20 protein-coding genes, 3 tRNA genes and 1 rRNA gene are annotated in these 19,056 nt (G+C 31.9%); 17 read left to right on the top strand and 7 right to left on the bottom strand.

Features of this window, described 5'->3' with window-relative positions; all coding sequences use genetic code 11:
* On the top strand, positions 1-212 hold a 212-nt coding region (locus LBD57_RS01405), incomplete at its 5' end, for a hypothetical protein (protein ID WP_373469557.1).
* A 934-nt stretch (positions 213-1,146) separates the two neighbouring features.
* A complete protein-coding gene (locus tag LBD57_RS01400) occupies positions 1,147-1,293 on the top strand; it encodes a hypothetical protein (RefSeq protein WP_373469556.1) in 147 nt (48 codons plus the stop codon).
* 45 nt (positions 1,294-1,338) lie between these two features.
* On the opposite strand, the gene LBD57_RS01395 is transcribed toward LBD57_RS01400, so the two are convergent.
* The 3 genes from LBD57_RS01395 to pyk all read right to left on the bottom strand — a co-directional run bounded on the left by LBD57_RS01395 (position 1,339) and on the right by pyk (position 3,726).
* On the bottom strand, positions 1,339-2,052 hold the full coding sequence (locus tag LBD57_RS01395) for a ZIP family metal transporter (RefSeq protein ID WP_373469555.1): 714 nt from the start codon (positions 2,050-2,052) through the stop codon (positions 1,339-1,341).
* Positions 2,053-2,066: 14 nt separating this feature from the next.
* Entirely contained in the window at positions 2,067-2,585 is a 519-nt protein-coding gene (locus LBD57_RS01390) for a hypothetical protein (protein WP_373469554.1), read from the bottom strand.
* A gap of 112 nt (positions 2,586-2,697) precedes the next feature.
* Positions 2,698-3,726: a pyruvate kinase gene (pyk, locus tag LBD57_RS01385; RefSeq protein WP_373469553.1), complete on the bottom strand. Its 1,029-nt coding sequence runs from the start codon at positions 3,724-3,726 to the stop codon at positions 2,698-2,700.
* 224 nt (positions 3,727-3,950) lie between these two features.
* Here pyk and rpmE point away from each other — a divergent pair, with 224 nt between their 5' ends.
* The 7 genes from rpmE (at position 3,951) to LBD57_RS01350 (ending at position 9,235) form a co-directional block, all read left to right on the top strand.
* Positions 3,951-4,283: a 50S ribosomal protein L31 gene (gene rpmE, locus LBD57_RS01380; protein WP_373469552.1), complete on the top strand. Its 333-nt coding sequence runs from the start codon at positions 3,951-3,953 to the stop codon at positions 4,281-4,283.
* 125 nt (positions 4,284-4,408) lie between these two features.
* Entirely contained in the window at positions 4,409-5,479 is a 1,071-nt protein-coding gene (prfA, locus tag LBD57_RS01375; protein ID WP_373469551.1) for a peptide chain release factor 1, read from the top strand.
* On the top strand, positions 5,479-6,330 hold the full coding sequence (prmC, locus tag LBD57_RS01370) for a peptide chain release factor N(5)-glutamine methyltransferase (protein WP_373469550.1): 852 nt from the start codon (positions 5,479-5,481) through the stop codon (positions 6,328-6,330). Before prfA ends, prmC begins: the two co-directional genes overlap by 1 nt.
* Before the next feature lie 71 nt (positions 6,331-6,401).
* Positions 6,402-7,628, top strand: a complete 1,227-nt coding sequence (locus tag LBD57_RS01365) for an amino acid permease (RefSeq protein ID WP_373469549.1) — start codon at positions 6,402-6,404, stop codon at positions 7,626-7,628.
* A 19-nt stretch (positions 7,629-7,647) separates the two neighbouring features.
* Positions 7,648-9,051, top strand: a complete 1,404-nt coding sequence (locus LBD57_RS01360; RefSeq protein WP_373469548.1) for an L-serine ammonia-lyase — start codon at positions 7,648-7,650, stop codon at positions 9,049-9,051.
* Between the two features lie 18 nt (positions 9,052-9,069).
* A tRNA-Glu gene (locus tag LBD57_RS01355) sits at positions 9,070-9,143 on the top strand.
* Positions 9,144-9,161: 18 nt separating this feature from the next.
* A tRNA-Arg gene (locus LBD57_RS01350) sits at positions 9,162-9,235 on the top strand.
* A 595-nt stretch (positions 9,236-9,830) separates the two neighbouring features.
* Here the strand turns inward: LBD57_RS01350 and LBD57_RS01345 are convergent.
* Together LBD57_RS01345 and LBD57_RS01340 are read right to left on the bottom strand one after the other, a co-directional pair.
* Entirely contained in the window at positions 9,831-9,953 is a 123-nt protein-coding gene (locus LBD57_RS01345; RefSeq protein WP_373469547.1) for a TdeIII family type II restriction endonuclease, read from the bottom strand.
* A gap of 88 nt (positions 9,954-10,041) precedes the next feature.
* The gene (locus tag LBD57_RS01340) at positions 10,042-10,146 is read right to left on the bottom strand and encodes a hypothetical protein (RefSeq protein WP_373469558.1); all 105 of its coding nucleotides are present in this window, start codon (positions 10,144-10,146) and stop codon (positions 10,042-10,044) included.
* An 865-nt stretch (positions 10,147-11,011) separates the two neighbouring features.
* Here LBD57_RS01340 and LBD57_RS01335 point away from each other — a divergent pair.
* From LBD57_RS01335 to LBD57_RS01305, 7 genes are all read left to right on the top strand, one after another.
* Complete coding sequence (locus tag LBD57_RS01335) at positions 11,012-11,251, top strand: NifU family protein (protein WP_373469546.1); 240 nt, start codon at positions 11,012-11,014, stop codon at positions 11,249-11,251.
* A gap of 162 nt (positions 11,252-11,413) precedes the next feature.
* A complete protein-coding gene (gene thrB / locus LBD57_RS01330) occupies positions 11,414-12,331 on the top strand; it encodes a homoserine kinase (RefSeq protein WP_373469545.1) in 918 nt (305 codons plus the stop codon).
* A 58-nt stretch (positions 12,332-12,389) separates the two neighbouring features.
* The gene (locus LBD57_RS01325; RefSeq protein ID WP_373469544.1) at positions 12,390-13,643 is read left to right on the top strand and encodes an aspartate kinase; all 1,254 of its coding nucleotides are present in this window, start codon (positions 12,390-12,392) and stop codon (positions 13,641-13,643) included.
* A complete protein-coding gene (locus LBD57_RS01320) occupies positions 13,630-13,827 on the top strand; it encodes a type IV pilin protein (RefSeq protein WP_373469543.1) in 198 nt (65 codons plus the stop codon). The genes LBD57_RS01325 and LBD57_RS01320 overlap by 14 nt, the downstream gene beginning before the upstream one ends.
* A 115-nt stretch (positions 13,828-13,942) precedes the next feature.
* Complete coding sequence (locus LBD57_RS01315) at positions 13,943-14,731, top strand: methionine ABC transporter ATP-binding protein (protein ID WP_373469542.1); 789 nt, start codon at positions 13,943-13,945, stop codon at positions 14,729-14,731.
* On the top strand, positions 14,725-15,414 hold the full coding sequence (locus LBD57_RS01310) for a methionine ABC transporter permease (protein ID WP_373469541.1): 690 nt from the start codon (positions 14,725-14,727) through the stop codon (positions 15,412-15,414). The genes LBD57_RS01315 and LBD57_RS01310 overlap by 7 nt, the downstream gene beginning before the upstream one ends.
* Before the next feature lie 88 nt (positions 15,415-15,502).
* Positions 15,503-16,300: a MetQ/NlpA family ABC transporter substrate-binding protein gene (locus tag LBD57_RS01305; protein WP_373469540.1), complete on the top strand. Its 798-nt coding sequence runs from the start codon at positions 15,503-15,505 to the stop codon at positions 16,298-16,300.
* A gap of 69 nt (positions 16,301-16,369) precedes the next feature.
* On the opposite strand, the gene LBD57_RS01300 is transcribed toward LBD57_RS01305, so the two are convergent.
* Positions 16,370-17,782: an ABC-F family ATP-binding cassette domain-containing protein gene (locus tag LBD57_RS01300; protein WP_373469539.1), complete on the bottom strand. Its 1,413-nt coding sequence runs from the start codon at positions 17,780-17,782 to the stop codon at positions 16,370-16,372.
* Between the two features lie 224 nt (positions 17,783-18,006).
* Positions 18,007-18,082 (bottom strand) — tRNA-Val (locus tag LBD57_RS01295).
* A gap of 592 nt (positions 18,083-18,674) precedes the next feature.
* Between LBD57_RS01295 and LBD57_RS01290 the strand changes: the two genes are divergently transcribed.
* Positions 18,675-19,056: ribosomal RNA gene (locus LBD57_RS01290) — 16S ribosomal RNA — on the top strand; the annotation flags it as partial.

Below are 19,056 nucleotides of genomic sequence, written 5' to 3'. Positions count from 1 at the left end.
TAAGTATTTTTACCTGCAGAGAAAGCAGCAAAGGGGGAAAGGCCTTTGGAAGAGAAGAGAGGGTAGTTATCATTAAAAGAAGCAGAGCTTCTAGCAGAGAAGAGACCTTCGTCCATGATGAGATCAAGGCCTTGAGCAACGAACGCAACATTAGCAGAACCAGCTTGGGAGATGGTAATGGTCTGAGGGTCAAGGGTAACGCTAACAGGTGAAGAATCAACAATAGTAGGGTCAAAGGTAAAGATAAGCCTATTAGCTATTACTTTAAGTTCACTACGAGTATTGGTGAAGAGATAAGAGCCGTTGGTATTGGTAACGGCAAGTTTGCCGTTACCATAAGAGTCAATGAGTCTGACAGTTAAAGTAGAGGAGGAATGGCCCTCATAATTAAAGATATGGAGTTTATTAGCAGCATCAATAGTAATATCTTGAGTTTGATTGTTTAATGTTAAGATAGTATCATTATTGTAGATATTGTCAGGAAGGGTGAAAGAAAAAGAGTCAAAGCCTGAGATAGAATTAAGAGATATATTTGTAGCACTAAGAACTTCAATGGTATTATTATCTCTGACATATGAGCCACTGACATTTAGTCTATCAGCACCATTGATACTTAAGACATAAACACTGATATTGTCTAGCCTGGCATTGGAAGAAGAGAAAGAGACTTTATTATTAGTTAAATAGAGATTTTTTACTGAGGTTTGCGTCCAAGGTTCTAACCGAGCGACGTATATGCGATTGGGAGAGGATGTGAGTTTAGTAGTATTAATTAAGACAGAATTACTTGAGATGGAAATAGTATCAGCCTTATACTGCTTACTACTATTTTCACCTTCTGAATCTAGGATTAGGCGAGCAGCGTAGATATAATCAGATACAGAGCAAGAACTATTAAAGATTACCTTGTTGTTATCTAAGTAGAAGGAAGTATTAGCAGCAGTGGCATCGGGACTGTTGTTAAGATTAAGGCGTAGATTAGATGCGCAAAGTTCGGAAATAGCAGTAAAGCTGTTGATTTGAACAGAGTTATTAGAGAAAGAAAAAGTGGAGGCAATGTTTATATCATTGAAAGTTTCAAGAGCTGAATTTAAAGATAACAGTGAGTAAGCGCCGTAGATGCTAGAGTTATTTACATTATTTAAAATGGTAACAGAATTAGAAGAACATTCAATGAAATCATTAAGAAGGACATTGGATTGGCCAGATGAAACAGAAGAAGAAGCAAAAGGGAAATTAACAGAGCCAAAAACGATTCAGATTTTATCAAAAAATTTGTTTGTATGTTTTTGATAGAGAACAAAAGTTAGGTATTTTGGAGAGCCAAGCCGTAATGATTTAATGCATAAAATGTTCTACTGCTAAAATAAGTATTATTCCTGCAAATAACATGAGGGCTGTTATTCTATTTTTACATTTATGAGTTTCCGGGATTAAGTCCGACGCAGATAAAAATATGAAAGAACCTGCTGTTATGCCAAGCAAGGCGCCAAGTGCAGATGTAGAAATATTTTTTAATAAAAACATACCAAGAATTGTTCCTATTGGAGTAAAACAAGCATTAACAAGTGAAATATTAAAAACTTTCTTTTTAGATGCTCCCCCATGTAATAAAATTCCTGAAATTGTTATGCCATCTGGAACTTTGTGCAAAAGAATTGCTAACGTTGTTAAAATTCCAAGACTAGAACTTGCTTCAAATCCTACTGCAATCATAAGACCATCTAGCATAGAATGTAATGAAAGACCTGTTATTGACGCAATATGTGTATGTTTAGTGTTTAAACATTCGTGATCATGGCAAGGGTGAAACAAAACTACAAATTGTAAAAAAAACATGATAGAAAAACCTATCAGAGTGTATATCATAGTTTTTGAGTTTAGTTCTATGCCTTCAGGTATCAAATGACAAAATGCAAGGGTAAGCATAACGCCAGCAGCAAAGTTTATTATAAGTAGAGAATTTTTCTCAGACCATTTATGAAACATAATAAGTATAAGAGATCCTAACATTGCAGAGCTAGCTGCTATAAGCGAATAAATTATTTCCATCTTTCCTCCGAAAGTTATTGTCTGTCTAAAATAGAATTTTTTATAAGTATAATAGAACGAATAAAAATTATGATGCAAAAAAATATACTAAGAACACAATCTGTTAAATGATAATTTTCAAATAAACTAAAACCTGCTATTATGGGTATTGAAAGTATGCTTGTATATATAAATTTTTTATTACTAAAAGAACAAATTAAAAGGATTATACTAGTAAACAAAGTAATAAGTATTATAACGTTTGTATTTACAGCACTAGTTGTTTTTATGACCACTAAAGATTTAAAGATTAGTGTAAATGACAAAATTATTAAAACAATTATATTTAAGATAATAGATACTAGTTGAGCTTTTTTCAACCCAGCAAATTCATTTTTATTAACTAATATTGTTAATAGTAAAAATGCATCTATGATAATAAGAGCAGCATAAGAAAACCCTGAAAAGCTTTTACAGTAAAAAGAACCTGCTGTTTGGATAAATATTAGTAAGAAACTAATAAGTATAACAGCAGGGATTCCTAATTTTTTCATTTTAAAACTTTATAAAATGTTCTAAAAGCAAATAGTTTCATTTCAATTTATATATTATAAATACTTTGATTTAATATATCTCAATAATAAAATGATTAAAACCATACTACTTTTATTGTTGTAATGTGCCTAAATTTTCTTCGGTAAATTTTATAACATTGTACATCATTTCAACAGCTTTTTGCGGAAATTTCCCAACGGAGGTTTCTCCTGAAAGCATTGTATAATCTGTTCCATCTATAACTGCATTTGCAATATCACAAACTTCTGCTCGTGTTGGGACAGGATTTTTTATCATGCTGTCAAGCATTTGAGTTGCAGTTATTACAAAATTATTATGTTCTTTACATTTTCTAATTATACGTTTTTGCATTATAGGGACTTTGTATATAGGTATAGATACCCCCATATCTCCTCTTGCAACCATTATGCCACTGGTCTTAGTCATAATTTGCTCAATATTTTCTATTCCAGACATATCTTCAATTTTTGCTACAAGTTTGCATTTTGTATTGTTTTGTTCCTTTAATATATCTACTAAAGGTTGCATATCTTGTGCATCTCTAACAAAAGAGTTTGCTACAAAATCTAAATTTTTTTCTAAAGCAAACATAAATCCTTTTTTATCTTTTTCTTCTAATAGTTCAAATTCAAGCTCTGCATAAGGTATGTTAACACCTTTAGATGTTTTTAATAAATAATCCATTTGTACTTGGGTGACTACTTCGTTTTCTGTTGAAGATAAGACTTTTAGAGTTAGATTACCATCTTCAATAAAAATTGTAAGACCCTCTTTAATAGCTTTAAAAGAGTTAGGATAGTCTATATGAATTATTTTGTTGTTTCCTAATATATCTTTTCTTGTTAAAGTTATTTTTTGTTCTTTTTTTAATTCTACTTGTCCATTTTCAATTTTACCTACTCTAATTCTATGCCCTTCAAGATCTGCAAGAATTTTAATGTTTTTGCCATAATTTTTGTTTACAGCCCTAACAAGCTCAATATCACTTTCATGTTCTTGAAGACTTCCATGGGAAAAGTTAAGTCTTATTATAGTCATCCCATTTTCTGTTAGTGCTTTTAGTGTTTCGATAGAACGTATAGCAGGCCCCATTGTACATATTATTCCTGTTTTAGCCACTAGAACTACTCCTTTTATAGATGCTATTTATTGCTAATACATGGTTTTAATAAGTAAACAAAAAATGTGAATTCTTTAGAATTCACTCTGATTAGAATTATATATAAAACGGTTATTCAAAGTCAATGGAGGTATTTGACTAAAAACTAAAAATTTTGCATAATGCATCATACGTATTACACTAAATTAACCAAATATAAAAGCCATAAAGGAGACGTTATAAAATGAAAGAGGCAATACATCCAAAATATGAGGATTGCACAGTTTCTTGTGCGTGTGGTTATACATTTAAGACTCGTTCAACAAAACCAGTTATAAAATTAGAAATTTGTTCTAATTGCCATCCATTTTTTACAGGTAAACAAAAACTTATAGATACTGCTGGTCGTGTTGAGAAGTTCCAAAAACGTTTTGCAAAAACAGAAGGGAAAACTGTTGTGGTAAAGAAAATTAAAAAGGTAGCTTCAGCAAGAAAAACAACAGGTAAAGTCCTTACAACTTCTCCCAAAAAAGCAAAAACTGTAACAAAGAAAGAAAAAGAATCAAAAGTAAAGTAGCTAAATAGAATATATTATGGAAGAATTTCTATGTTATTAGGATTCTTCCATATTTTTTTATAAACGGTTATGTTTATGGATAGGATTTTTAATAAATTTCGGCTTAAAGAAACTAGGGGTTTTGAATGCTTTTAGAAAAATTAAAGTTGTTTAAGAAACAATTTGAAGAAATTGAAAAGAATCTTAGTAATTCTTCTGTTGTTTCCGATAAAGAAAAATATAAAGAACTTAGCAAACAACATGCTTATTTACAACCATTAGCAGAAAAATATATACAATATTCAAAGCTTTTAATTGATATAGAAGGTACCGAAGAACTAAAAAAATCAGAAGATATAGAAATAAAAGAAATGGCAATAGCAGAATATAACGATCTTGTTGAACAAAAAGAGAAAATAGAAACGGAGATAAAAGTTTTGCTCATTCCTCCAGATCCTAATGACGGTAAGGATATCATTGTAGAAATACGTGCTGGCACAGGCGGAGACGAAGCTGCTTTGTTTGTAGGAGATTTGTATAGAATGTATACAAGATTTGCTGATAGGAATGGTTGGCGATATGAAGTTTTAGATTCAAACTCAACTGGGTTGGGTGGTTTTAAGGAAATTGTATTTGAGTTGAGTGGTATTAATGTGTGGCATTATTTAAAATTTGAAAGAGGGGCTCATAGGGTGCAAAGAGTACCTGCAACAGAAGCGTCTGGAAGAGTACATACTTCTGCAGTTACTGTTGCAGTTTTGCCACAAGCACAAGAGATTGACGTTGAAATAAAGATGGAAGATTTAAGAATAGATACATACAGAGCTTCAGGAGCAGGAGGACAACATGTAAATAAAACAGATTCTGCCATAAGAATTACACATTTACCTACTGGTCTAGTAGTTGCTTGTCAAGATGAAAGAAGCCAAATAAAAAATAGAGCTAAAGCTTTTAAAGTTTTAAGAGCCAAATTATATGAACAGAAAGTGCTGGAACAAGAAAAGCAACTTTCAAGCGAAAGAAAACAGCAGGTAGGATCTGGAGATAGGTCTGAAAAAATAAGAACATATAATTTCCCTCAAAATAGAATAACAGATCATAGAATAGGTTATAGTGTTTACAATATTATGGAAGTTATGGATGGAGATTTATCAGAACTTATAAATAAATTGATAGAGGCAGGCATTGATACAAAGTTAAAGGTTAACGATATTTAATGTTTCAAAAAAAAGACATATTCTCAGTTTTACAAACAGCTAAAAAATTTTTAAACTTAAAAGGGCTTCCAGAATATAAATCTGATTCAGAAGTTCTTTTAAGCTTTATCCTACAAATAAAACGATCTAAGCTACCATTTGTATACAATCAAATTTTATCTTCTGACCAACTTTGTCAGTTTGAGAAGTATATTTTAAGGCGTTCTAAAAGAGAGCCTGTAGCTTATATAACAGGATATGTCGGTTTTATGGGGTTTGAGCTTAGAGTTAATAAAAATGTTTTAATACCAAGGCCAGAAACAGAACTTTTAGTAGAGACTGTATTAGATTTAGCTACAACAAAACAAAAAAGCTTGGAAATTTTAGATTTATGTACAGGATCTGGTTGTATAGCTATAAGTCTTGCAAAAATGGGAACATTTAAATCTATTATAGCAACAGATATTAGTAAATATGTTTTAGAAATCGCAAAAGAAAATGCAAAAATTAATGGTTTAGAAAATATAGTCTTTATTGAAAGTGATATTTTTACAAATTTAAAGCAAAGAAAGTTTGATATTATTGTTTCTAATCCTCCTTATGTCACAGAAGAAGAATATATGTTTTTAGAAGAAGACTTAATGTATGAGCCAAAACTTGCTTTAACAGCAAAAGATGAGGGTTTGTTTTTTTATAGTGAGATTGGCAAAAATGCCAAAAAATTTTTAAACAATAGTGGGCATATATTTTTGGAATTAAATCCAAATAAGGTAAATCAAATAAAAAAAATATTTATAGATAATAACTTTAAAGGAATAGAGATACTAAAAGATTATTCACAGTTATCAAGAATTTTTAAAGCAAGATTTTGATATAATGCTTTCTATTAATGTGATATAATAGGCTCTAGATGAAGGTAAAGTACAGAAAAAAGGGGAGAGGAGTGAATAATATCGATAGAGGTTGGATTATAACATGCTTTGGCACAGCCGTGGGAGCAGGAATTCTGTTTTTACCAATTCAAGCGGGATTTAGTGGAATTTGGTCAATAATTTTTTTAACAGCGATTATTTTTCCAATAACATATATTTCTCACAGAGGAATAACTAGAATTGTAGCTTCTTGTCCAAAAGAAACTGATATTGTTGGTGCGGTGGAGAATGATTTAGGTTCTACGGCTGGTTTTGTAGTTTCAATTTTATACTTTTCGTCGATTGTAACAATCTGTGTCGGTTATGCAACAGGATTAACAAACCTCATTAATGCATTTTTAGTAAATCAATTGTGGTTTGTTTCAATCCATAGACCGTTACTTACATTTATTATTCTTTCTGTTATGACACTTTTTCTTTTAAGTAATGAAAAAATGATGCTAGTGATTACGTCTATACTTACATTTCCATTAATTTTATTGTTATTTGGAGTATCTATATATATGATACCTCACTGGAATATGTCTGCTTTTCATTCACAGTTTATTTTAAAAGATTTTGTAAAGAATACATTTTTGTTGCTTCCTATTTTAGTGTTCTCTATGAATTTTTCTCCAGTATGTTCTGTTTTGGGATCTTTTTATAGAAAAAAGTATGGAAATAATGATGAAGCTATTAAAAGATCTGATAAAGTTGTTAAATGGAATTCTATTATTTTATTATTTTTTATTATGTTTTTTGTGTTTTCACTGTTTTTCTCTATCACGCCAAATGTTTTGGTTATAGCTAAAGAAAATAATTTAGATGCTTTATCTGCAATAGCTTTAGCAACAGAGACATCTTTAGAAAAATATTTTGTATATATTCTCCCTATGATAGCTTTTCTTGCTCTATCAAGTTCTTATTTTGGCCATTTTACAGGAACAAGGGAAGGATTAAGTGGCATTATAGTTAGACTTTTTAATTGTAAAGGAAAAGTTAATCCAAGTAAATTGAAGATTATAAGTACTTTTTTGCTTTTTATTTTGCTTTGGATTTTAGCAGTGAGCAACCCATCAATTTTAACTAGTATAAGTGCATTGTCAGCTCCTATAATTGCAATGTATGCATATTTAATGCCTGTAATAATGATGAGAAAAGTCCCAAGATTGCGTATATATCGTTCAAAATTAGCGGCTTTTGTTTTTATAATGGGTATATTGACAATGGTCGGTTATATAGTAGGAGAAATTATCTAATCCAAAAGAATATAAAAATATGACTAATAAAATAATAGCAATGTCTATTTTTGACCTTTTAAAAACAGGACCAGGACCATCTAGCTCGCACACCATTGGCCCTATGAAAGCAGGATTTAATTTTTCTGTGCGAGTTAAAGCCCTTAATAGAGAAATTTTAAATAGAGCAAAGGGTATTAAAATACGTTTATATGGTTCTTTATCTGCAACAGGTAGAGGACATGGTACAGATAGAGCTGTTATTGCTGGTCTTATGGGGAATGAACCTGCTACTTGCCCTCCTACATTATTAAGCAATTTTTTGACTATTCCCAAAGAGCGAAAAATTATTGATCTAGGAATAAAAAAGTTACCTGTTGATTTAGAGAATATTGAATATTCTTCAATTAGGCATAATTTTCCTTACAACAATACTTTGATAATTGACTTGTTATCTGAACAGGATTTGAGTAGAGATGCTTCTAAAGATTTACACAACACTGCTTTGTTTTCTATGGAGTATTATTCTATAGGTGGGGGCTTTTTGCAATGGAAAGGGTGGATAGAACAAGACAATGTCATACCACCTCACCCTTATAGTAATATGACAGAATTAAAAAAACAATTAAAAGATAAAAATCTATCTTTAGAAAGACTTCTTTTACAAAATGAAATGGCAATTTCTGGTCTTACAGAAGAAGAAATTAAAGTAAAGTTAGACAAGATAATATACGTAATGAAAGATACTGTAAATCGTGGTATAAATACTGAAGGGGTTTTGCCAGGCCCGATAGGTTTAAAAAGAAAAGCAAAGAGATTAAAAGAACGAGCAGATTCTTTGCAGACTATTGATCAGTATTTATGTTTGCTTGATTCTTATGCTTATGCAGTTGCAGAAGAAAATGCTGCTGGCAACACTATTGTTACAGCTCCAACTTGTGGTGCAGCTGGTGTTATTCCTGCAGTTATTATGATATTAGAAGAGCACTTTCATTTAGACATTCTTACTCAGAGATCAGGCCTTTTAGCGGCTGCTGCTATTGGATTTATAGCAAAAAACAATGCTGGGATTGTAGGTGCTGAAGTTGGTTGTCAAGGGGAAATAGGAGTCGCTACAGCTATGGCAGCGGCTATGATTGCACAGTCTCAGGGATATTCTCCAAAAGTTGTAGAAAATGCAGCAGAAATTGCCTTAGAGCATCAACTTGGTTTAACCTGTGATCCTGTTTGCGGATATGTGCAGATTCCCTGTATAGAACGTAATGCGATAGGTGCAGTTAAAGCATGTAATGCAGCTCTTATAGCTGAAAATGAAAACTCTGATACTCATATGGTTTCTTTTGACGCTACAGTAAAAGCTATGGGGGAAATAGGTAGAGACATGAACTCTAAATTTAAAGAAACGGCCTTAGGGGGACTTGCTGTTAGTATGATATGCTGTTAATTTTATGACGCTATAATTGCTGCCATCGTCTAGCGGTTTAGGACATCGCCCTCTCAAGGCGGAGATCACGGGTTCAAATCCCGTTGGCAGCGTTTATGCAAATTTTTTGTGCGCCCATAGCTCAATTGGATAGAGCGTTTGACTACGAATCAAAAGGTTAGAGGTTCAACTCCTCTTGGGCGCGCTTTGTTTTATATCTTTTGTTATACTTTTTATTCCTACTTAAAACTCTCTGATATTTATTACAATCGTTTCAAGCAAAGTCCAACAAGAAATTTATAAGTTATCCTATGAAGCTGCAGATTATTTAAAAAGAGTATTGAAAAAAGAAGTTGAAGATATGGATACCTGCCTTGATCCCTTTGGTGAGCACTTTTTACTAAAATGGTCAAGTCAGGAGTTATTTTCTATTGATTTTATTTCATAGAACTTTTTTCATTTTTATCTTCAATTCTTATTTAAATTATAGTTTGAATTTTTTTCATAATTATATTACCATACAGTTTGTCAACCATAGTTGAAAAAAGACTTAGAACCTGACTTGACCATTTGGGTTAGCCCGAAAGAAAAAGCAATAATATAAATCTATTTAATACATATTCTCTTCTATAAAAGATTTTTTTGTTGTTTTATATAAGGCAAAGGATATTCTCTTGCAACTTGATTTCGCCAAGTGTCAAACACTTAATATAATATCATTTTTAGTGCGAAAATTGTTTATTTCCCGCTTGACCATTATTTATTGTATTTTTGAAATAATTATCAATTTCTCCTCTAAGCTAAATGCCAACGCATTCATAACAATCCAATAAATCTTTATAATAGGTATCTTTGTCTGTAAGAAAATCCCAAAGTTCTTCGTCAACTTTTAATTCATTTCCTAAATCAAGGATTCCAGCCATTATCCAACGATCATATGGTTTTGGTTCGTAAGATTATATGGAATTGCTATGAGCGTATTAACTTTTGCTTTGAGATTTTCTGAAAGAATTACAGTCGTACATTCAAATAAAATTCTTTAAAACTACCTTTATTAGGTTTTGCAGTTTTAATATCAAACAAAAATTTTAAACCATTGTTTTTTTCAAGAGAAATATCTATTTTTGTAAGTTTTACCTGCAGGTAAACTTTTCTTATTTTTTTATCTTTTTAATTCTACTTGGTTTTACGCTTGCTGCTGAAATTTCATAACTATAGTATTTTGAATTTCTCTTTGAGCCCCATTGCTTATTTGCGTTCCGGCAGTTGTCTATTTTTCGGTTATTTTGCAAGCTCGAGACCGACAGACTCAAAAACTGTAGCTCCGAAATTGGTATTTAGAGAATGTATAAAAGAAAACATGCCATTTTGTCTTTCTTTACTTTTTAGGTACCATTGATTTTTCATGGGTAAAGCTTATGAACATGTTTTGTGGTATCAGCTTTTTTAAAGTTGTCAAAAGATAATGTCCAATTTGAATCTTGTCCTAATTTTTCCCTCAAGCCGTTTTTTTAATTTGTTTAACGAAAGATAATATTTTTCAAGTTCAGATTTTGAAATCTGCGTTGAACCGTTTCGTCCTATTTTTGCAATGCATCTATACTGAATTAGATAGGGAATATTTGAAGTTGTTACTTCTTTTCCTAAATAATCGGTCGCCCATAGACTTGCTTCTTTGATTGTTAAACAATCTATATTTTCTAATATACAAATATTATATAGAATGCGAAAATTTCACACACTATAGAATATTATAACATATAAACATTTTGTTTTAAAAAAAGCTTTTACAATAATCTCTTAATGAACTCCAACACCCAAAGACTGGCTTAAATCTATCTTTCTCCTTTATCTTCATTTTATCCAAGTAAGAATAAAAAATGGAATACTATATTTTTAGTAGTAGTTGAATATATTTTTTGGTATAATGCAATACCAAAGAGTTAGTTTGTTCAAATTATATTAATTAGGAGACAAAAAAATGACATTAAGAGAAAAGGTAGAACAAGCATTAGATTCAGTAAGACCTCATCTTCAGGTAGATGGCGGTAATGTTGAGTTGGTGGATGTAACAGAAGACGGCATAGTGAAGGTAAAGTTAACTGGCGCTTGCGGATGTTGCCCCATGTCACAAATGACTTTGCAACATGGAGTTACAAATGCAATCAAGCAAGCTGTTCCTGAAATAAAGGAAGTTCAATCTGTGAATGGGTCTATCTAAAACATATATCTTTAGTACTACATTTTTGGACACAGCTGCGTAAACTTGTGTTTATGGCATGATAATTTGTAGTTGTTGCCCAGCATTGTCAAAGTTCACGTTAATAATAACTGTATTGGATTTTTTAGAAAACCATAATTAGTTTTATAATAGGTAAATGAAATGAAAGTAAAAGTGCGTGTACCATCATCAACTGCAAATTTAGGGCCAGGCTTTGACGTTTTTGGAGCAGCTCTTTGCCTTTATAATGAATTTGAAGCAGAATATGTCCCTAATGCAAAAAAAACAAAATTTGTTATTCACGGGGAAGGTAAAAAGTTTCTTGCTATAGGGGAGAAAAGTCTTCTTTGGCAGTCAATGCAAGAAGCGTTTAAGGTTCTTGGAACCACAAAATATAGCTTAAATAATTTAAATATAGTTATAAACAATAATATTCCTTTAAGTGGAGGTCTCGGCTCTAGTTCTACGGCTATAGTTGGTGGTATCATGCTTGCCAACGCTTTATGTTCAAATAAATTAGATAAGTCGCAAATTGCAGAGCTAGCAATTAAAATAGAAGGGCATCCAGACAATGTTGTTCCTGCAATTTTTGGAGGTATTTGCATATGCAGTAAAAATGAAGATGAAGAACATGGAACAGTTGTAAACCTCCCTATCCCGAAATTAAAAGTGGTTTTATGTGTTCCTTCATTTGAGCTTAGAACAAAACGTTCTCGAGAAATTTTGCCTAAAATGATAGATATGAAAGACGCTGTTTTTAATATATCCAGAGTAGCACTTCTTACAGCTGCTTTTTGTTGTGCAGATTATTCTCTTTTAAAACAAGCCACACAAGATAGACTGCACCAACCTTATAGGGGAAAGATGATCCCAACGATGAACAAAGTTTTGCAGGCAGCTCTTGGCGCTAAATCTTTCGGGGCGTTTTTATCTGGGTCAGGTCCTACATTGGCTGCTTTTTGTAGTAAAAAAGATGCAGTTAATGTACAAAATACTATGGGAAATGCTTGGAAAAAAGAAAGTGTTTCTGTAAAAAGTTACATATTAGATTTTGATGTTAAAGGGGCTATGATAGTTTAAGTTTTTGTATGAGTTTTAGTTTTAGACAGTTCCATAAAGTTTTTGGAGGAAAATTAAGATGGCTCTTGTTGTAATGAAATTTGGAGGTTCCTCTGTAGCAGATGCAGGCAAAATAAAATTAGTTGCTAGTAGAGTAATTGAAAAAAAGAAAGTTGGTAATAAGGTTGTAGTTGTTGTTTCTGCTCCTGGAGATACAACTGACGATTTGCTTAGTATGGCTGAAAACATTACTTCTAATCCACCAGAAAGGGAACTGGATATGTTACTTGCCACAGGTGAAATGATTTCTATATCTCTTTTGGCTATGGCAATAAACTCTATGGGGCAGAAAGCTATTTCTTTAACCGGCCCTCAAGCAGGCATAGTTGCAGGCACTAATTATACTCGTGCAAGAGTTAAGAAAGTAAACCCAAATAAGATAAAAAGTATGCTTGCCAAAGACAATATTGTTATAGTTGCTGGTTTTCAAGCTTTGAATGCTAAGGGAGATATTACAACTTTAGGGAGAGGCGGCTCAGATTTAACGGCAGTTGTTTTAGCAGCGGGATTACAAGCAGATTTTTGTGAAATATATTCTGATGTTGAAGGTGTGTTTACGACAGATCCAAGACTTGTAACAGATGCGAGAAAAATTGAGTATATATCTTACGATGAAATGCTTGAACTTGCAGGGTCAGGTGCTCAAGTTTTGCAATCTAGGAGTATTGAAGTTGCAAAAAAGTTCGGTGTGCAGATATACGCAAAGAGTACATTTAGTCAAAATCAAGGGACAATAATAACAAGCGAGGAAAATATCAGGAGGAGAAAGATGGAAGCATTATTAGTCTCAGGTATAGCTTTTGATAAAAATCAAGTAAAATTTACAATAATAGATTTGCCAGATATTCCTGGTGTTGCAGCGAAGGTTTTCAGTAAGCTTGCAAAAGTTGGTGTAAATGTGGACATGATAATCCAGTCTGCAGCAGTAAACAAAAAAAATGATATTTCTTTTACAGTAAGCAAACAAGAGATGAAAAAAACGCAAATTGAGTTAGATAAACTTGCTCAAGAGCTTAACGCCTCAGAAGTTGTTTGTGATGAACATGTTGCAAAAGTTTCTGTTGTTGGTATAGGGATGAAAAGTCATGCGGGTGTAGCTGGTAAGATGTTTGAGGTGCTTCATAAGAAGGGTATTAACATAGAAATGATTTCCACAAGTGAAATTAAAATATCTTGTATTGTAGATGAAAGAGATTTAAGAACGGCAGTAGATGAACTTCACAAAGGTTTTGGTCTTTCTAGAAAAAATAGGAGTCTTTATGAGAAAATCTAAAGGGTTTACTCTTATGGAACTTATAGTAGTGCTAGTTATTATAGGGGTTTTAGGCATAGTGGCTATTCCTATATACATAAGTTACATAGAGAAAGAACAGATTGTTCAGCAAAATAAAGATATAGAAAATGTTACAAACGATACTAGTTCAGTAAATTCCTTAGAAAATTTGGATAGAAATTAAATATATCTTTTAACAAGTTTTTGACAGATATCAAATAAAGTAGTAAGATTTTTTCTAATTTTAAGTATATGGAAACAACTAAATTGGTAGTAATTTTGTCTTTTTTGGGGTGATGATGCAAGTGCCATTTATAGAAATAAAAAATGTTTCAAAAACATTTATAAGTCATAAACGAAAATTTGAAGTTTTAAAAGGTGTCAATCTTGATATTGAACCGGGCGATATCTTTGGTATAGTTGGTTTTAGTGGAGCTGGCAAGACCACTCTAATACGTTGTATTAATGGATTAGAAATGGCTTCTTCAGGTTCGATTCGAGTTGGTAAGTACCAAATAAATAAACTCTCTAAAAAAGATGTAAATATATATAGACAAAAAATTGGCATGGTGTTTCAACATTTTAATCTTTTTGATTCTAGGACAGTTTACGGGAATGTTGCATTTCCTCTGGAAATTGCAAAAAAAAATAAAGAAGAAATACAAGAAAGAGTTTTAAAAATTTTGAATTTAGTAGGCATAGTAGATAAAAAAGATTTTTACCCCGGACAACTTTCTGGGGGTCAAAAACAACGTGTAGGCATAGCGCGAGCTTTAGCAAATCATCCAAGTATTTTGCTTAGCGATGAAGCTACTTCGGCATTAGACCCTGTAACGTCTATGTCAGTATTAGATTTATTAAAAGATATAAATAAAAAATTAGGACTTACTATTATTTTAATTACACATTCTTTAGATGTAGTAAAGTATACTTGTAAAAATATGGCGGTTTTAGAAAACGGTATAATTGCAGAAAAGGGAAGTGTTAAAGAAATATTTGAAAATCCACAAAGTAACACAGCAAAAGTTTTTATAAAGCATAATGCATATTTGGCTAATGCTTATTTTAGTGGCGAGGGTATATGGTAGAATTTTTTATAAGATTATTTAGTCAAGAGACTATAGACATTATATTGCCTGCCACTTTACAAACGTTATATATGGTTTTTGTTGCTACGCCGATTACAATATTTTTTGGATTAGTTTTTGGGAGTTCTCTTTATATTACAGATAAAAATGGGCTTTATCCAATGTTTATTTTTAATAAAACTTTTGGAGCAATTATAAATGCAGTTTTAGCTTTGCCATCAATGATTGTAATAATTTTGGCACTCCCATTGTCAAAATTTGTAGTAGGAGTATCTTATGGGCCAAAAGCTTGTATAATAGCTTTAACCATAGTTTGTACACCTATATTTTCTCGATTAGTTGAAAGTAGTATTTTAGAGGTATCTAAAGGAAAAGTTGAAGCTGCAAAATCTATGGGCGCATCAACTTTTGATATAATTTTAAAGGTTATGCTTCCAGAAGCGCTTCCTTCGCTTATAAGAAACTTTGTGGTTTTAACAATAACCTTAATTTCAATAACTGCAATAGCTGGTACTTTTGGAGCAGGAGGACTTGGAGAAGTTGCTGTACGTTTTGGATATCATAGATTCCGTACAGATATTCTTTTAGCTGCAGTTTTGGTATTATTAGTTTTAGTAGAGGGTCTCCAGCTTTTAGGAGGCAGACTTTCCAAACGAATGTTGAAAAAAAGACATCTCATTTAAATCATGTTCAGTCATCACTCTTTGCTTATCTGAAAGTTATAAAGTAAAAATTAAGATTATATTTATATATCCAAGGGAGAAAATTGAAGTGAAAAGATGGACGGTAATTTTTATTTTGTTTCTGATAAAATGGTCGTCACTTGGCTACGCTTTAAGTGAAGAAAAGACTGTTTTAAAAATTGCAGCAGATGTAGTCCCTCACGCTGAAATATTAGAGTTAATAAAGCCAGATCTTGCAAAACAAGGCATAAATCTAAAAATTTATACAATGACTGACACAACTTTAGCAAATGCTCAAGTTTCTGACGGGGAACTTGATGCAAACTATTTCCAACATCATGAATATTTAAAAGCTCAAATTAAAGATAGGCATTTAGATTTAGTAAGTGCTGGCAATATTCATGTTGAGCCTATGGGTATATATTCTGACAAATATAAATCAATTAAAGATTTGCCAAATAATTCAAAAATAGGAATTGTAAACGATAGTACTAATGAGTACAGAGCTTTAGTTTTACTCGAAAAAGCAGGTTTTATAAAATTAAAAAATACAATAAACCCTTATATGGCTACTACACGAGACATAGAAACATATATTAAACCAATAAAAATTGTTGAACTGGATCCTTCGCTTGTTACACGTATAAGAAATCAGTTTGATGCTTATATAACTTGGTCAAGCAAAATTTTAGAAGCAGGCATAGATTTAGACAAAGTAAGAATTTTTAGCGAAGGCGGAGATTCCCCTTATGCAAATATTATAGTCGTAAATTCTAAAAGAGTGAACAATCCTGCAATTAAAACTTTAGTTAGAGCTTTAAAATCAGAGAAAGTTAAAAAATTTATTTCAGAAAGATACAAGGGTGCAGTTATTGCCTCTAATTAAAAAAAAATAACAAGCTAAACTTTAAAAAGGTCTTTTTATAAGTTAATTAGAGAGATATTGAAGGAAGATTTAGTTATTAGGTATCACATATTTGTTAGAAATGTTTAATTGTTCTAAAAATGCAGTATCATGTGAAACCATTACTATAGCTCCAGGATATTCTTTTAGTACTTGCATTACGTGTTCTTTTGCTTCTAAATCTATATTGTTTGTTATTTCGTCTAATAATAGCAGTTTTGGTGTTTTAACAGCAATTTTTGCGAGCGATAATCTTGCCTTTTCTCCTCCAGATAGGACAGATATAGGTTTGTTAACTTCTTCATTTTTTCTAAACAAAAAGTCATTCAGGAAAGATCTTATTTCTGACAATGTTTTGTCAGGAGATAAGTCCATTATTGTTTCTATAACGGTCTTGGCATCGTCTAAAAAACTATAATGTTGATCCAAATAACCTATGTCTTGGACGTTTGGGATATCCCACAGACCATCTTTGTTAACTTCAGGACAATTCAAAATAGCTTTTAATAGTGTGGTTTTCCCAGATCCATTATTGCCTACTATTGCTAAATGATCGTTTCCCATAACAAATAAATTAATATTTTTTAGAATTTGGGTGCCATTGTATCCAACATGTCCTGAACTTATAGAAACAATAGCTTTGTTTGTACTAATATCTTTAGGTTTGAGTGTAAAAGATGGTTTAAGAGGTTCGGGAATTCTTAAATTTGCAAGTCGTTCGTGCAAAAATTCTCTTTTTGCACGATTATCAGCATATTTTTGTCCTGCACTTTTTCTTGCATAACTTGCTTTTAAATCACCAAGGCTAGGAAGCCACTTTTTTTGCGCAACAAACTTCTCTCCTTTTTCTTTACTTTTTTTTGCCCGTTCTTGTTCTTTCATAAGAGCTTTATGCGTTTCTTTTTTCTCTTTTGTAAGGGTTTTAAGTTCATCTTCAAAATTTTGACGATTTTGAGATATTAAATTAAAATAGTCATCAAAAATTCCATTAAAAACAGTTATTTTTTTGTTGTCTATATGCCAAAAAGAGTGGACGTTTTTTAACAATTCTTTATCGTGAGAAACCATTATCAAAGTCCCCTTATAAAAATTTAACATTTTCATAAGTGAACTCCGATTTTGTAAGTCTAAATGATTTGTTGGTTCGTCTAGGAGCAAAACATCTGGCTGGTTAGCAAAAGCTAGGCTCAATGCTTTATTAAATCTTTCTGCACCACTTAAGTTTCTATATTCATAAATTAGTTGTGGCACGTATCCAAAAATTATGTTTTTGTTATTGCTTATGGTTCCGCTAGTAGGAAACAAGTCGCCTTTAATGATTTTTAGTAAAGAAGACTTGCCAGCTCCATTTAATCCAATTATAGCTACATGTGCTCCATATGTGATTTGAGTTGAAAAATTTTCAAAACAATTTGAATCATCAAAAGATAAACTTACATTGTTTAAAAAGATTGGTTTATGCATAAGCTAAATATAAAAAATTAAGCCGGAAAATGCAAGCGAGTTTTTAGACGTGCTATACTATTAACAGAGGCATTATTTTTTATGCACGTAGCTAATTTTCAATTTGAGTTTTTAAGTATTGATTTTTCGAAGTTTATTACAAAATAAAAACAAAGATGGGGAATAAAATATTTAATTAATGGTGATTTTGAAATGGGGGGAGGGGGGTCATATTCTTAGGTTTATGGTGGGCAGTGCAGGGTTTGAACCTGCGACCTCTTCCTTGTAAGGGAAATGCTCTCCCAGCTGAGCTAACTGCCCAAACATAAAAATACAAACGAATACTAATTTGTTTATGATAGTATATTTATATATTAAAGTCAAACATTATAGATATTTCATAATACTAATTCACTGAAAACAAATAAGCAAATAAATAATAAAATGATACTTGACAAAAGATAAATGTTGTGCTATAATAAATCCATAATTAAAAGCTCTTAAATAAAAATAATTAAGTACTTGACAAATTAATAAAAGTTTTGTAAACTATACAAGTTGTGAAAATGATACTTGACAAAAAAATAAAAAATGTTATAGAATAGTTAAATACTCAAAACAAAATTCTTTTTTTAGGTACAATTTGATTCGGAAGGTCTAAGTTTCTATAAGAAATATATTAATAATGGTACATATAAATATTATATCTTTGCTGGTCTTAGCAATGGTAAAGGCAAAGAGAGAGGTTCTTTTTTTACTGTTAAAGTTCTTTGAAAACTAAATAACACGCAGATAAGCGCCTCATTAAATAGGCAATCGTATGATTTAAGAGTTAATCTTTATATTTGTTTTAAACATATATAAAACAGTGAGTACAATGTAATAAGAGCTTATTAACAAATCTCTATAATTTTTTATGGAGAGTTTGATCCTGGCTCAGAGTGAACGCTGGCGGCGTGCCTAACACATGCAAGTCGTGCGAAATTTTACAGAGTATCGTAAAGTTTAGCGGCAAACGGGTGAGTAACACGTAGGAAACCTCCCTCAGAATGGGGAATATCTCCGAGAAATCGGAGTCAATACCGCATAGTACCGCAACTTGGCATCAAGCTGAGGTTAAAGCAGTAATGCGTTTTGAGATGGTCCTGCGGCCTATCAGCTAGTTGGTGGGGTGAAGGCCTACCAAGGCTATGACGGGTATCCGGCCTGAAAGGGTGAACGGACACACTGGAACTGAGACACGGTCCAGACTCCTACGGGAGGCAGCAGTGGGGAATTTTGGACAATGGGGGAAA

The organism is Candidatus Endomicrobiellum cubanum (assembly GCF_031278955.1).
In the GTDB taxonomy this organism is placed as follows: Bacteria; Elusimicrobiota; Endomicrobiia; order Endomicrobiales; family Endomicrobiaceae; genus Endomicrobiellum; species Endomicrobiellum cubanum.
Note: the sequence above shows the minus strand (reverse complement) of the source record. Positions and strands in the feature narration are given on the sequence as shown.